13 protein-coding genes are annotated in these 14,073 nt (G+C 63.5%); 5 read left to right on the top strand and 8 right to left on the bottom strand.

Annotated elements, in window-relative coordinates; translation table 11 throughout:
- From GZ092_RS11270 to GZ092_RS11285, 4 genes are all read right to left on the bottom strand, one after another.
- On the bottom strand, positions 1-892 hold an 892-nt coding region (locus tag GZ092_RS11270), incomplete at its 3' end, for a TolC family protein (RefSeq protein ID WP_293636482.1).
- A 431-nt stretch (positions 893-1,323) separates the two neighbouring features.
- Positions 1,324-2,823 carry an AMP nucleosidase gene (locus tag GZ092_RS11275; protein WP_293636483.1) on the bottom strand — a complete coding sequence of 500 codons (1,500 nt, stop codon included), beginning with the start codon at positions 2,821-2,823 and terminating at the stop codon, positions 1,324-1,326.
- A gap of 68 nt (positions 2,824-2,891) precedes the next feature.
- On the bottom strand, positions 2,892-4,259 hold the full coding sequence (gene gorA, locus GZ092_RS11280; protein ID WP_293636484.1) for a glutathione-disulfide reductase: 1,368 nt from the start codon (positions 4,257-4,259) through the stop codon (positions 2,892-2,894).
- Between the two features lie 81 nt (positions 4,260-4,340).
- Positions 4,341-5,162: a phosphatase PAP2 family protein gene (locus GZ092_RS11285; RefSeq protein ID WP_293636485.1), complete on the bottom strand. Its 822-nt coding sequence runs from the start codon at positions 5,160-5,162 to the stop codon at positions 4,341-4,343.
- A gap of 125 nt (positions 5,163-5,287) precedes the next feature.
- Between GZ092_RS11285 and dbpA the strand changes: the two genes are divergently transcribed.
- The 5 genes from dbpA to GZ092_RS11310 all read left to right on the top strand — a co-directional run bounded on the left by dbpA (position 5,288) and on the right by GZ092_RS11310 (position 9,886).
- The gene (gene dbpA, locus GZ092_RS11290) at positions 5,288-6,709 is read left to right on the top strand and encodes an ATP-dependent RNA helicase DbpA (RefSeq protein ID WP_293636486.1); all 1,422 of its coding nucleotides are present in this window, start codon (positions 5,288-5,290) and stop codon (positions 6,707-6,709) included.
- Positions 6,710-6,792: 83 nt separating this feature from the next.
- Positions 6,793-7,566, top strand: a complete 774-nt coding sequence (locus GZ092_RS11295; protein WP_293636487.1) for an SDR family NAD(P)-dependent oxidoreductase — start codon at positions 6,793-6,795, stop codon at positions 7,564-7,566.
- Between the two features lie 255 nt (positions 7,567-7,821).
- Complete coding sequence (locus GZ092_RS11300) at positions 7,822-8,391, top strand: DUF3455 domain-containing protein (protein ID WP_293636488.1); 570 nt, start codon at positions 7,822-7,824, stop codon at positions 8,389-8,391.
- A 120-nt stretch (positions 8,392-8,511) separates the two neighbouring features.
- On the top strand, positions 8,512-9,087 hold the full coding sequence (locus GZ092_RS11305) for a sigma-70 family RNA polymerase sigma factor (RefSeq protein WP_293636489.1): 576 nt from the start codon (positions 8,512-8,514) through the stop codon (positions 9,085-9,087).
- A 55-nt stretch (positions 9,088-9,142) separates the two neighbouring features.
- Positions 9,143-9,886 carry an anti-sigma factor gene (locus tag GZ092_RS11310; protein ID WP_293636490.1) on the top strand — a complete coding sequence of 248 codons (744 nt, stop codon included), beginning with the start codon at positions 9,143-9,145 and terminating at the stop codon, positions 9,884-9,886.
- A gap of 139 nt (positions 9,887-10,025) precedes the next feature.
- Here the strand turns inward: GZ092_RS11310 and GZ092_RS11315 are convergent, their stop codons facing one another.
- The 4 genes from GZ092_RS11315 to GZ092_RS11330 all read right to left on the bottom strand — a co-directional run bounded on the left by GZ092_RS11315 (position 10,026) and on the right by GZ092_RS11330 (position 14,071).
- A complete protein-coding gene (locus GZ092_RS11315; protein ID WP_293636491.1) occupies positions 10,026-10,994 on the bottom strand; it encodes a branched-chain amino acid ABC transporter permease in 969 nt (322 codons plus the stop codon).
- A gap of 145 nt (positions 10,995-11,139) precedes the next feature.
- Positions 11,140-12,024 (bottom strand): branched-chain amino acid ABC transporter permease, encoded by an 885-nt coding sequence (locus tag GZ092_RS11320; protein WP_293636492.1) that lies wholly within the window; start codon positions 12,022-12,024, stop codon positions 11,140-11,142.
- Between the two features lie 81 nt (positions 12,025-12,105).
- Positions 12,106-13,299, bottom strand: coding sequence for an ABC transporter substrate-binding protein (locus tag GZ092_RS11325; protein ID WP_293636493.1), 1,194 nt, complete (start codon positions 13,297-13,299; stop codon positions 12,106-12,108).
- Positions 13,300-13,366: 67 nt separating this feature from the next.
- Positions 13,367-14,071: an ABC transporter ATP-binding protein gene (locus GZ092_RS11330; RefSeq protein ID WP_293636494.1), complete on the bottom strand. Its 705-nt coding sequence runs from the start codon at positions 14,069-14,071 to the stop codon at positions 13,367-13,369.
- Positions 14,072-14,073 lie beyond the last annotated feature (2 nt).

A 14,073-nucleotide genomic window follows, 5' to 3' on the forward strand; every position in this document is an offset into this window, starting at 1 on the left:
CGATGCGGTCTACGGCGGCGCGCACATCGGGGCGCTGGCGCAGGGTTTCGGCCGGAATGGCCAGCGCCAGGTCACTGGCCGCCTGCGGCACGGGTGCGGCATTGGCCAGCGCGCTGCGCAGCACGCCGGGCGACTGGCCGGTCAGCACCGCCAGGCTGCTGGCCGCCTGCGCGATGCCGGTGTCGAGCAAGGGAATCTGCGCGGCGGTCTGCTCGCTGGCGGCAATGCCCTGCTCGACGTCGAGCGACGATGCCAGCCCGGCCTGGGCGCGCCAGCGGGTGAGCTGCAGCGTTTCCCGCTGCGCTGCCAGGCTGCCCTGGGCAATCAGGCGCTGCGCCTGCAGCCCGCGCAGCTGCAGGTAGGCGAGGGCGACTTCGGCGGCCAGCGACACCTGCACATTGCCCAGGCTGGCCGTGGCGGCCCGGACATCGGCGTCGGACGCGTTCAGGGCGCTGCGCCGGCCGCCGAACACGTCGGGTTCCCAGCTGGCATCAAAGCCGGCCTGGAACAGGTTGCCCGCCTGGCTGCCGCCCGACTTGCTGCGCTGCGCCGAGGCCGAGGTGTCTACCCGGGGGGCGAGGCCGGCGGCGCTCACGTCGCGCAGCGCGCGCGCCTGCTGCAGGGCGGCCTGCGCGGTGCGGATGTCAGTGTTGGCCTGCAGGGCACGGGTGACGAGCGCGGTCAGTTGCGGGTCGTTGAAGCCCTGCCACCAGGCGGCCAGAGACAAGGCGTCTGCCGTGGCGGGGGCGTAGGGCGCACTGACTGACCATTCGGCGGGGACCGGTGTTTCGGGCAGCGCCTGGGTGGATGATGTGATGGAGGCGCAGCCTGAAAGCAGCGCTGCCAGCGTCAGGGCCAGTGGGGCCAGGCGGGGCAGGGAATGGGTAGGCAATGGAGGGGGCATCGGGTCAGACGGTGGGGCGGGCCAGGTCATTGTGCTGCGGTCATGGTCGGGTAATCCCTTGTTGTTGATGAATTTATGTAAAGGTTGGGTTGGCTGTATTTTTTGATCTTTTGTCTGTGGGCGCTGCCTGGTTGGGCAGGCCGGGAATCGCCAGGCGGCGACTCACTTATCTTGGCTTCGCCAAAAATAGGTAAGCAAAAGAAAGGCGACCCGGAAAGTCGGATCGCCTTTATTTTGGTAGCTTTCTTTTGGCTATCGCCAAAAGAAAGCTACTTGCCGCCGGGCAACTCCCGGCCAGCCCAACCCCGCAAAGCCCCAACAGCTCATCAACCAGCAGAGCCAAGCCAAACATTCACACTAAAAGAGCACTTTCACGCAATATCAGTAAGCGTAGGCAGCTATTCAAACCATAGCAAAAATCACTGAAACGCCACTTCCGAAAAGCTCCGCAACTTGCGGCTGTGCAGTTGCGTGATCCCCTCGGCCCGCAGCAACTCCACCGCACGCATGCCGATGCGCAAATGCTGGTCCACCCGGTCGCGGTAGAACTGGTTCGCCATGCCGGGCAGCTTGATCTCGCCGTGCAGCGGCTTGTCGCTCACGCACAGCAGCGTGCCGTAAGGCACCCGGAAGCGAAAGCCGTTGGCCGCAATCGTCGCGCTTTCCATATCCAGCGCAATCGCCCGGCTCTGGCTGAAGCGGCGTTGCGGCTGGTTGCCCGGCAGCAACTCCCAGTTGCGGTTGTCGGTGCTGGCCACGGTGCCGGTGCGCATAATGCGTTTCAAATCCGTGCCAACAGCCTGCGTCACGTCCTGTACCGCCTGCTCCAGCGCCTTCTGGATCTCGGCCAGCGCCGGAATCGGCACCCACAGCGGCAGTTCCTCGTCCAGCACATGGTCTTCGCGCACATAGCCGTGCGCCAGCACGTAGTCGCCCAGCTGCTGGCTGGTGCGCAGGCCGGCGCAGTGGCCGAGCATGATCCAGGCGTGCGGGCGCAGCACGGCGACATGGTCGGTGATGTTCTTGGCGTTGGCCGGGCCGACGCCGATGTTGACCATGGTGGTGCCGGTGCGGTCGGCGCGCAGCAAATGGTAGGCCGGCATTTGCGGCAGGCGCGGTGGTGCCAAGCCCAACTCGTCGCCTTCCTGTGCGCTCAGGCCGGTGCGCCGCGTCACCACATTGCCGGGCTCCACGAAGGCGATGTATTCGCTGGCCGGGTCGGCCATTTCGGCATGCCCCAGCCGAACGAATTCATCAATGTAAAACTGGTAGTTGGTGAACAGCACAAAGTTCTGGAACCACTGCGGCGACGTGCCGGTGTAGTGGCGCAGGCGCTGCAGCGAATAGTCCACCCGCGCTGCCGTGAACAGCGACAGCGGCAGCGGCTGGCCGGCACTGGGCTCGTAGGTGCCGTTGGCAATGCCGTCGTCCATTGAAGCCAAATCGGGCAGGTCGAACACGTCGCGCATCAGCATGCGCCGGGCCGGGCTCATCGTGCCCTCGATGTGGTCGTTCTCGGCAAACGAAAAGTGGATCGGGATCGGCTGCGTGCTGGTGCCCACTTCCAGTTCGACCTCGTGGTTTTGCATCAGCAGGCGGAACTGCGCCAGGTAGTAGTCGCTGTACAGGTCAGGGCGCGTCAGGGTGGTTTCAAAGTGCCCCGGTCCGGCGACAAAGCCGTAGCTGAGCTGCAGGATGTCGGGCGTCTCCAGGATGGCCCTGGCCACTGTCTCGGTGTGGATGCGGACAAACGGGTAGCAGGCCCGCACATGGCCGGGCAGCGTGTCACCGGCCAGGTAGCGCTGCATGGCGCTGCGCAGGTGGGCGATTTGCTGGTCGTAGATGGCGCGCACCTGCGCCAGCGCTGCAGCCGGGTCGCGGTAGCGGATGGGTGCGATGAAAGGGGGCAGGTAGGGCATGGGCTCAATCAGTTTGCGGTTTTGGCATTCAACGGCGGCAATGCACGGTTCATGCCGCCGTGCGGCATTCAGCGCTTGAGCGCCTCGCGCATCGTCACGAACTCTTCGGCCATGGTTGGGTGGATGCCGATGGTGCTGTCAAAAATTGCCTTGGTCGCGCCGGCCTTCATCGCCACGGCAAAGCCCTGGACGATCTCGCCCGCGTCGGCGCCGACCATGTGCAGGCCGACCACGCGGTCGGTGGCGTCTTCGACGATCAGCTTCATCAGCGTGCGCTCGGTGCTGCCGCTCAGCGTGTGCTTGAGCGCCTTGAAGTCGCTTTTGTAAACGCTGATCTTGCCGAATTTTTCGCTGGCTTCGAGTTCCGAATAACCGACCGTGCCGATGTTCGGATGGGTGAACACCGCCGTCGGTATGAAGTCGTAGCTCATGCCGCGCGGCTTTTTGCCGGCGGTCGGACCGAACAGCGCATCGACCACGACCATGGCCTCGGCCAGCGCGACCGGCGTGAGTTGCACGCGCGCCGTCACGTCGCCCACGGCATAGATCGACGGTACCGAGGTCTGGTACTGGTCGTTCACTTCAATGGCGCCGGCCTTGCCCTGCACGACGCCTGCTGCCTGAAGACCCAGGCCTTCGATCAGCGGCACGCGGCCGGTGGCATACAGCACCGCATCGACGGTGATATGGCTGCCATCGAGCAGTTGCACCTGCAACGCTTTGCCCGCGCGAGCGATGGTGGCCACGTCGGTGTTGAGGTGCAGCGTCACGCCGCTCTTGACCATTTCGCCGGCAATGAAGCCGCGCACTTCCTCGTCAAAGCCGCGCAGCACCTGGTGGCCCCGGTAGAGCTGCGTGACCTGTGCGCCCAGGCCGTTGAAGATCGAGGCAAATTCGCAGGCAATGTAGCCACCGCCGACCACCAGCAGGCGCTGCGGGAAGGGCGACAGGTCAAACATCTCGTTCGAGCTGATGACGTGCTCGCTGCCCGGAAACTCCGGAATGCTGGGTTTTCCGCCGGTGGCGATCAGGATGTTTTTGGCGCTGTAGTGCTGGCCGCCCACGTCCACCGTATGCGCATCGACCAGCGTGCCCCAGCCGTTGAGGGTGTGCACGCCCGCGCTTTTGAGCAACTGCACATAAATGCCATTGAGGCGCGAAATCTCGCGGGCGCGGTTGGACTTGAGGGTGTCCCAGTTCAGCACGGGCGCCTCGCCGACCCAGCCGAAGCCATGCGATTCCTCGAAGCTTTCGGCGAAATGGGCCGCGTAGCTGTAAAGCTTTTTCGGGATGCAGCCCAGGTTGACGCAGGTGCCGCCCATTTCGGCCACTTCGGCCAGCGCCACGCGGGCGCCGCGCTGGGCCGCCATGCGCGCCGCGCGTACGCCGCCGCTGCCGCCGCCGATCACGAACAGGTCAAAGTCAAAATCGCTCATGGGTTCCTTTTGTAGTCTGGCCCTGATTGTGCTGTTTTCAGATGACCTTTTGATGGCGACGGCGTTGCGCGGGTGGAGGCCTCACGGTTGGCGCTGGCGGTAGCGCCAGAGTTCCAGCGCGCCTATGCACACCGCCAGCCAGGCCGAGCCGGAGGCAAAACCGGCCAGCACGTCGCTGGCAAAGTGGACCTGCAGCAGCACGCGGCTGCTGCCGGTGGTAAAGGCCAGCGCCGCTGCCAGCGCCCACACCGGCAGGTGAACGCTGGCAAAACGGGCGGGCAGCAGCCGCACCAGCAGATACGCCAGCATGCCGTAAGCCACGACCGAACCCGACGCATGGCCGCTCGGAAAACTCCAGCCATCGGCAAAGGACAGGGCGTTGTCATGCACGGGGCGGGTTCGTTCAAAAATGTTTTTCACCGTCCAGTTCAGTAGCGCATTGCCGACGAAGGCCAGCACCCAGGCCAGGCATAGCGCGCGCTGGCGCTGGCGCAGCAGCCACAGCGTGCCGGCGATGCACAGGCTGGTCAGCGTGAGCGTGTCGCCAAAGTGGGTCAGCACGGCAAATACCCGGAGCACGCCAATCGGCATTGTGGCGTGGATGGTGTCCGAGAACAATTGGTCCAGCTGGCCCAGCTTGCGGCCGTCGCCCAGGTTTTCGGCAATCTCGGCAAACAGGCTGGCGGCGCCAATGATCAGCCCGAAGCCCAGCGCCAGGTAGGCGAGCAGATAAGCCAGCGGCGGAAAGCGGCTGGTTTCACGGTGTACGCCGTAACGCTGCACCAATAGCCAAAAGCCACAGACGGCAAAAAGCAGCAACACCAGCGCGATGCCAAAGGCCGGCAGTGCATGGCTGGCGAGCGCCTGGACGGCATCGCGCACGGCGGGTGAATCAAGTGCCATGGGGCGTTCAGACATCAAAAGTGCACGGAAATTGAAGGCGGCGTCATCGCCAAAGCTTACCGGGGTTTGCCGAGTCAGTCTTGCCGGGCGTTGGGAGATGGTGCGAATCACGATAATCAGGGAATATGACTACTTCTCCTACTGATTTCAGCGCCCTGTCGCTGCCGGCCCATGTGCTGGCCAACCTGACGCAACTCGGCTACACCCAGATGACGCCGATCCAGGCCGCAGCCCTGCCGGTCGCCTTGCTGGGCAAGGACCTGATCGCCCAGGCCAAGACCGGCAGCGGCAAGACCGCCGCCTTCGGCATCGCGCTGCTGGCCAACCTCAACGCCCGGCGTTTCGCCATCCAGGCGATGGTGCTGTGTCCGACGCGCGAACTGGCCGACCAGGTGACCACCGAAATCCGCCGCCTGGCGCGCGCCGAGGAAAATATCAAGGTCGTGACGCTGTGCGGCGGCGTCGCCCTGCGCAACCAGATTGCCAGCCTGGAACATGGCGCGCACATCGTCGTCGGCACGCCCGGCCGCATCATGGACCACCTGGCGCGCGGCCATCTGGATTTGTCCGCGATGAACACGCTGGTGCTCGACGAAGCCGACCGCATGCTCGACATGGGCTTTTTTGACGACATTGCCACCGTCGCCAAGCAGTGCCCGAAAGAGCGCCAGACGCTGCTGTTCTCGGCGACCTACCCGGAAGGCATCGCCAGGATCAGCCAGCAGTTCATGAAGAACCCGCAAACCATCACCGTGCAGGCGCAGCACGAGAAAAGCAAGATCCGCCAGCGCTGGTACCAGGTCGAGGACACCGACCACGACGAGGCGCGCCTCGAAGCCGTGGCCCTGGTACTGAGTCATTACCGGCCGGTCAGCACGCTGGCGTTTTGCAACACCAAGTCGCAATGCCGGGCGCTGGTGCAGCTACTGAAAGACAAGGGTTTCATTGCGCTGGCGCTGTTTGGCGAACTGGAGCAGCGCGAGCGCGACCAGGTGCTGGTGCAGTTTGCCAACCGCAGCTGCTCGGTGCTGGTGGCCACCGACGTGGCCGCGCGCGGGCTGGACATTTCGCAGCTGGAAATGGTCATCAACGTCGATGTGACGCCGGACAGCGAAATCCACATCCACCGCATCGGCCGCACCGGCCGGGCCGACGAGGAAGGCTGGGCCATCAGCCTGGCGACGATGGACGAAATGGGCTCGGTCGGCAAGATCGAGGTGCTGCAAAAGACCGAGTCCGAATGGCACAAGGTTGAAGAACTGACGCCCACCGCCAAGGAGCCGCTGCGCCCGCCAATGGCCACGCTGCAGATCGTCGGCGGCCGCAAGGAAAAGATCCGCGCCGGCGACGTGCTCGGCGCGCTGACCGGCGAGGCCGATGGCTTCACGGTCTTTACCCGCGAACAGATCGGCAAGATCAACGTCAACGAGTTCTCGACCTATGTGGCGGTGGACCGCAAGATTGCCGCCGACGCCCTGCACAAGCTGGCGATGGGCAAGGTCAAGGGCAAGAGCGTGCGGGTGCGGCTGATGGACGACGAGGCTTGAAGCAGAAAAACGGTGTTTCAAGCATCAAATTGGCCGTTTGCGCACGTGCTGACTGCGTAAACAGCTATTAATAAAGTAGCAAAATGAACCCTGACCTGCCTTCGTATGACGCCTTGCCGCCTGCACCTGGTCGGTCTGAAGCCGTCGGCGCCGCCGCGCTGGTGATCGGTGCCGGCGGCGGCCTGGGCGCGGCGCTGGTGGCGCGGCTCTCGGGTGCGGCGGGGGCGTCTGAGCGGTTTCAAACCGTGCTGGCGCTGGGCCGAAACAGTCTGCCGGCCATCGACTACGGCGACGAAGCCAGCTTGAAATCCGCCGCCGACTGGGTGGCGGCGCAGTGCGCCGAGCAGCAGCTTGAACTGCGCCTGATCGTGGTCGCCAGCGGCTTTCTGCATGGGCCGCAGGGCCAGCCCGAACGCAGCTTCAGCCAGCTGGACGCCGGCTACCTGACGCACGTGTTCCAGGTCAACGCCATCGGCCCGGCCCTGGTGATGAAGCATTTCCTGCCGCTGCTGCCCAAGCAGGGCCGCTGCGTGGCGGCTTTCCTGTCGGCCAGGGTCGGCAGCATCGGCGACAACGCGCTGGGCGGCTGGTACGGCTACCGCGCCTCCAAGTCGGCGCTGAACCAGCTGGTCAAGACCGCGTCGATTGAAATGACCCGGCGCAACCGCCAGTCGGTCTGCGTCGCGCTGCATCCGGGCACGGTCGATACCGCGCTGAGCCAGCCCTTCGCCAAGACCGGCCTGAAGGTGCGGCCGCCCGAGGAAGCCGCCAGCGACCTGGTCGGCGTGCTGAACGGCGCGACGCCCGCGGACACCGGCAAGCTGCTGGACTTCCACGGCCTGACGCTGCCTTTTTGACTCGCATTGCAAGCCTTTTTGGCGGTTTGCGCAATGGCTGTGGGCGTGAGCAGCTATTGAATTGAGAGCGCTAGGCTGCGTGCGGCCCGTTGGCCTGCCAGGCTGCGCTGCAGGCGGCAGCGTTTACTGCAACCGCCTTCAAAAATACTTGAGCTTGACTGCATCCAAAAGCGCTGCTGGCGTGTAGTACCTGTAGCAGCGCAGAAAAGCTGCTGAAAACGTGTTTCACGTACTCAACATTTTTGGAGAACCACCATGTCAACCCAACGCTTTTCCCTGTCCCTTGCCGCTGTTTCCGCCTCTGTCCTGCTGGCCGCCTGCGGCTCCATGGCGCCGATGACGCCGATGGCCTCATCGATGTTCATGCAGGACAGCCTGCCCGAGGCGGTCAAGGTGCCGGTCGGCCACAAGGTGGCGATGGAAACCGTCGGCGTGGGCGAGATCACCTACGAATGCCGCGACAAGGCCAATGCGCCCGGCATGACCGAATGGGTGTTTGTCGGCCCGAACGCCATGCTCAATGACCGCAGCGGCAAGCAGGTCGGCAAATACTACGGCCCGCCGGCCAGCTGGGAAGCGATGGACGGATCGAAAGTCACCGCCACGCAGGTCGCCGTTGCGCCCGCCGGCACCGGCAACCTGCCGTTCCAGCTGGTCAAGGCCAACCCGGCCATGGGCAGCGGCGCGATGACCGGCGTGAGCTACATCCAGCGCGTGGCCCTCAAGGGTGGCGTGGCGCCGGCCAGCGTCTGCAGTCCTGCCAGCAAGGGCACCCGGGAGATCGTGAAGTACCAGGCTGACTACATTTTCTGGAAAGCGGCCTGATTGCTGGGACGGGACGCCGTTGTGCGTGTCGGCTAACATCAAACGGAAATTCCCCCGGCGGGCGGCGCATGAAGCGGCCGCAGCCGTTTCATTCCCTGTCAACGCCGACCGAGCCTGCCTGTGACGATTGCGCCCGACACTGCCCCTTCCTTTGACTACGAGCAGGCCCTGCGCGGCTGCGCCCGGGACGACCGCCAGGCATTGCAGGACATCTATCGCCAGGAAAGCCGCCATTTGCTGGGCGTGGCGCTGCGCATCGTGCGCCAGCGACAGCAGGCCGAAGACGTGCTGCACGATGCGTTCATGGCCATCTGGACCCAAGCTGCCAGCTTCGACGCCACGCGCGGTTCCGGGCGTGGCTGGATTTACAGCGTGACCCGCAACCTGGCGCTCAACAGCGTGCGCAATGGCGCACGGGAGGTGCCGGTCGACGAGGAAACCGCCGAAGCGCTGGACGCGCAGGCCTCGATGGAGGCGCACCGCCAGCTGGCCGATGCCTTTGAAATGCACGCCAGCCTGGGCCGGCTGAACGATTGCCTGTCGCGGTTGGAGCCGGCGCGGCGAAACTGCATTTTGTACGCCTATGTCGATGGTTGCTCGCACGGCGAAATTGCCGCGCGCACCCAGACGCCGCTGGGCACCGTCAAGGCCTGGATCAAGCGCGGCATGGGCAGCCTGCGGGAGTGCATGGCATGAGCTGTTCATCAATTCCAGCGCAGACTCATGAATGTGTGCCGCACAGGGGTCTGCCATGAATCCGCTTGATCGTGATGAACTGGCTGGCGAGTATGTGCTGGGCACCTTGTCGGCCACGCGTCGCCGTGACGTTGAACAACGCCTGCCGGGCGACGCAGACCTGCGCCAGGCGGTGCAGCGCTGGCAGGAACAGTTGCTGCCGCTGGCGGCACTGGCCGATCCAGTAGAGCCTTCTGCCCGGTTGTGGGGCCGGATTGAAGCCAGCCTTGATGCCATTGCCGCACCGTCTGCGCCGCCGCTTGACGTCGTCACCAAACCCCGCCGTTCACGGCGTCTGGAGGCCGCCGGCTGGTGGCACAGCGTGAAGCTTTGGCGCGGCCTGGCTGGCACCGGTTTTGCTGCGGCTGCGGTATTGGCCTCTGTGCTGGCGACGCGCCTGGGGGCGTTGCCACCGGTCGCGCCTGAATACCTGGTGGTGCTGGTGGCGCCTCAGGACAAGGCGCCAGGCTGGGTGGTTCAAGCCAGCAGCCCGCAATCGCTGAGCCTGATTCCGTTGGGACAGAGCGACGTGCCGGCTGAAAAATCATTGCAGTTCTGGACCAAGGGCGACAACTGGAAAGGCCCTGTGTCGCTGGGCCTGGTCAAACCCGGCGAGACGGTACGCATCCCGCTGGACAAGCTGCCGCCACTGCAGCCCAACCAGTTGTTCGAATTGACGCTGGAGCCCGCCAATGGCTCGCCGACCAACCGGCCCACCGGACCGATCCAGTTCATTGGCCGGGCCGTCAAGGTGACGTAAACGCGGACCTTGCCGGGATTCAAGAGAAAAATGGCTCTTGCGCATAGTGGGCTTGCGCAAGACGCTATTAAAAAGCTAGCAAAATGAAAAAAGTGCGCTGCAAGTTGCCTTGCGCGCACTTTTTCCGGAACCGGCAACCTCAGGCCTGTTTGGCGTCCAGTTGTGCAGCGGCCTTGCGGCGCTCACGGAATGCCTGCAACTCGCCAACCACGCCCTTGCGGAAGGCCAGCACGCAGAGCACAAAGATCACGCCAATGATGACCGTGACCCATGAACCGACCTTGTCGGCCAGCAGGTTCTGCAGCGAAATCACGATGCCCGCGCCCATTACCGGGCCAAAGAAGGTGCCGACGCCGCCGAGCAGCGACATCAGGATCACTTCGCCGGACATGGACCAGTGCACGTCGGACAGCGTGGCAAAGCCCATGACCAGCGTCTTGAGCGAGCCGGCCAGGCCGGCCAGCGCTGCTGACAAGGTAAAGGCCAGCAGCTTGTAGCGGTCCACCTGGTAGCCGAGCGAAATGGCGCGTGGCTCGTTTTCCCGGATCATCTTGAGCACCTGGCCAAACGGCGAGTTGACGATGCGCGTGATGAACAGGAAGCACAGCACGAAAACAGCCACCACGAAGTAGTACATGGTGTTGTCTGGCCGGAGTGAAATCATGCCGAACAATTCGCCGCGCCGCACCCCCTGCAGGCCATCTTCTCCACCGGTGAACGGCGCCTGCAGGCAAACGAAATACACCATCTGGGCAATGGCCAGCGTGATCATGGCAAAGTAAATGCCCTGTCGGCGAATCGCCACCATGCCGACCACCAGCCCGATCAGCCCGGCGCCCACGGTACCGGCCAGAATGGCTGTTTCAGGCGTCCAGCCCTGCGACTTGACGAACCAGCCGGTGATGTAGGCGGCCGAGCCGAAAAACGCCGCATGGCCGAACGACAGCAGGCCGGTAAAGCCCAGCAGCAGGTTGAAGGCGCAGGCAAACAGCGCAAAGCACAGCAGCTTCATGACAAACACCGGATACAGCCCGATAAACGGCGCGACCAGCAGGAATGCCAAGAGTGCAATGTAGGTGATGCGGGTGATTTTTTTCGAAGTGTTCATTGCGTGTTTCCAAAATTCAGCGCATGCGGTGCGGAGGCTTGTATTCCCAAGTTCCGGCCGCAGGACCGGCTTTGCCGGACTGCAGGCGGGGCGGCCCCCTCGGGGGGAAGCGAACCACACGAAGTGGGGAGCGTGGGGGCCATGTTCACGCTTCTTTGCCAAACAAGCCAGCCGGGCGAACCATCAGCACCAGCACCATCACGACGAACACCACGATATTCGAGGCTTCGGGGTAGAAAACCCGGGTCATGCCTTCGATCAGGCCGAGTGCCAGGCCGGTGATGACCGAGCCCAGAATCGAGCCCATGCCGCCAATCACCACCACCGCAAACACCACGATGATGAGGTTCGAGCCCATCAGCGGGTTGACCTGGATGATGGGGGCTGCCAGCACACCGGCCAGTGCGGCCAGAGCCGCGCCTGCGCCATAGGTCAGCATGACCATCATCGGCACGTTGATGCCGAAGGTCTGCACCAATGCAGAGTTTTCAGTTCCGGCGCGCAGATAAGCGCCCAGCCGCGTGCGCTCGATGATGAACCAGGTGCCCAGGCAGACCACCAGCGACACCACCACCACCCAGGCGCGGTAGTTCGGCAGGATCATGAAACCCAGGTTGGTCGCGCCCGACAGCAACTCCGGCACCGGATAGGACTGGCCCGACGCGCCATACAGTTCGCGAAAAACGCCTTCGACAATCAGCGCCAGGCCAAAGGTCAGCAACAGTCCATACAACGGGTCGAGCTTGTACAGGTGTTTCAGGAAGAGTCGCTCGATCACCACGCCAAAGGCACCCACCAACAGCGGCGCCAGGAACAGGGCAAACCAGTAATTGATGCCGAATTTGTCGAGCATGATCCAGGCGGCAAACGCGCCCAGCATGTACAGCGCGCCGTGCGCAAAATTGACGACGCCCAGCAGGCCAAAGATGACCGCCAGACCCAGGCTGAGCATGGCGTAAAAGGCGCCGTTGACCAGGCCCAGCAGTAGCTGGCCCAGAAATGCTTGATAAGGAATACCGAAGATTTCCATGGAGGTCCGTCAGTTCATGGCTTGAGATCAATAAAAAAAGGCGGCCAGTCACAGCTGTGACCTGCCGCCTTGGGAATCAGCTTACTTTTTAGTCAGCGCACATTTGGACTCGGCCGCCGTGGTGAAGGCCTGCTCGCCCGGAATCGTGGAAACCAGTTTGTAGTAGTCCCATGGAGCGGTCGATTCCTTGGCTGACTTGACCTGGAACAGGTACATGTCATGGATCATCCGGCCGTCGGCACGGATCTGGCCCTTGTTGTAGAAGTCGTCGATCTTCATCGACTTGAGGGTGCTCATGACCTTGTCACCATCCGTGGTGCCAGCGGCCTGCACGGCTTTCAGGTAGGTCGTCGTGACCGAATAGTCGGCGGCCTGCAGGCTGGAAGGCATGCGCTTGTATTTCTCGAAGAAGCGCTTGGCAAACTTGCGCGAGGCGTCATCCTGGTTCCAGTACCAGCTGTCGGCCAGCTGCAGGCCTTCGGTGTTGGAGAGGCCCAGGCTGTGCACGTCGTTGATGAACACCAGCAAGCCGGCAATCTTCATGGATTTGTTGATGCCAAACTCACGCGCGGCCTTCATCGCATTGGTGAAGTCGCCGCCTGCATTGGCCAGTGCCAGAACCTGGGCCTTGGACGATTGGGCCTGCAGCAGGAAAGACGAGAAGTCGGATGCATTGAGCGGGTGACGAACCGCACCGACGACGGTGCCGCCGTTGGCCTTGACCACGGTGGACGCATCGCTTTCGAGCGAGTGGCCGAATGCATAGTCAGCCGTCAGGAAGAACCAGCTTTTGGCGCCAGACTTCACCAGGGCCGTGCCGGCCACCTTGGCCAGCGCCACGGTGTCGTAGGCGTAATGCACGGTGTAAGGCGAGCAGGCTTCATTGGTCAGGCGGGCCGAGCCAGGGCCAATGGCCATGAAAGGGCGTTTTCTTTCCTGGGCGATCTTGGCCATGGCCAGGGCCGTGCCCGAGTTGGTGCCGCCGATCAACATTGACAGGCCGTCGTTGTCAATCCATTCGCGGGCCTTGGAGCTGGCGATGTCAGCCTTGTTCTGGTGGTCGGCCGAGAGCACTTCAATCGGCCGGTTCAAGACCTTGCCGCCGAAGTCCTGCACAGCCCAATTGACCATTTCGGCGCCGGCAGGGCCGTCAATGTCGGCATACAGGCTGGACATGTCGGTGATAAAACCGATTTTGACCGGGCCGGTGTTCTGCGCGGAAGCGACTGCAGCAAATCCGAGGGTCATCGAGAGGGCGAGTAGTTTGAGTTTCATTGTTTTGTCTCCTGGGTGGGTAGTGAAAAAAGTGGAAAAGTTGAAAAAAGGCGGACAGGCTTGTGGCCTACACGCCCAGGTATTCCTGCAGCATGCCCATGTTCTGGCTCAGCTCGGACTGGGCAAACTGCTTGACAATCTGGCCGTGCTCCATCACGTAGAAGCGGTCGGCCAGCGGCGCGGCAAAGCGGAAGTTCTGCTCGACCAGCACGATGGTGTAGCCCTTGGCCTTGAGCGCCAGGATCATTTCGGCCAGTTTCTGGACAATCACCGGCGCCAGGCCTTCGGAAATTTCGTCAAGCAGCAGCAGCCGCGCGCCGGTGCGCAGGATGCGCGCCACCGCCAGCATCTGCTGCTCGCCGCCCGACAGGCGGGTGCCGGGGCTGTTGGCGCGTTCCTTCAGGTTGGGGAACATGGCGTAGATCTCGTCGATGCTCATGCCGCCTGGTGCGATCGTTGGCGGCAGCATCAGGTTTTCTTCGGTCGAGAGGCTGGCGAAAATGCCGCGCTCCTCGGGGCAGTAACCCACGCCCAGCCGGGCCACCTTGTGTGGTGCGAGCTTCAGGGCTTCCTCGCCGTTGATCCTGATCGAGCCCTTGCGCGCGCCGGTCAGGCCGACGATGGCGCGCAGGGTGGTGGTGCGGCCGGCGCCGTTGCGGCCGAGCAGGGTGACGACCTCGCCCTCGTTCACGGTCATGTTGACGCCATGCAGGATGTGCGACTCGCCATACCAGGCGTGCAGGTCTTCGATGCGCAGAAATTCTTTGCTCATGA

The organism is Polaromonas sp., from assembly GCF_010365105.1.
In the GTDB taxonomy this organism is placed as follows: domain Bacteria; phylum Pseudomonadota; class Gammaproteobacteria; order Burkholderiales; family Burkholderiaceae_C; genus Polaromonas.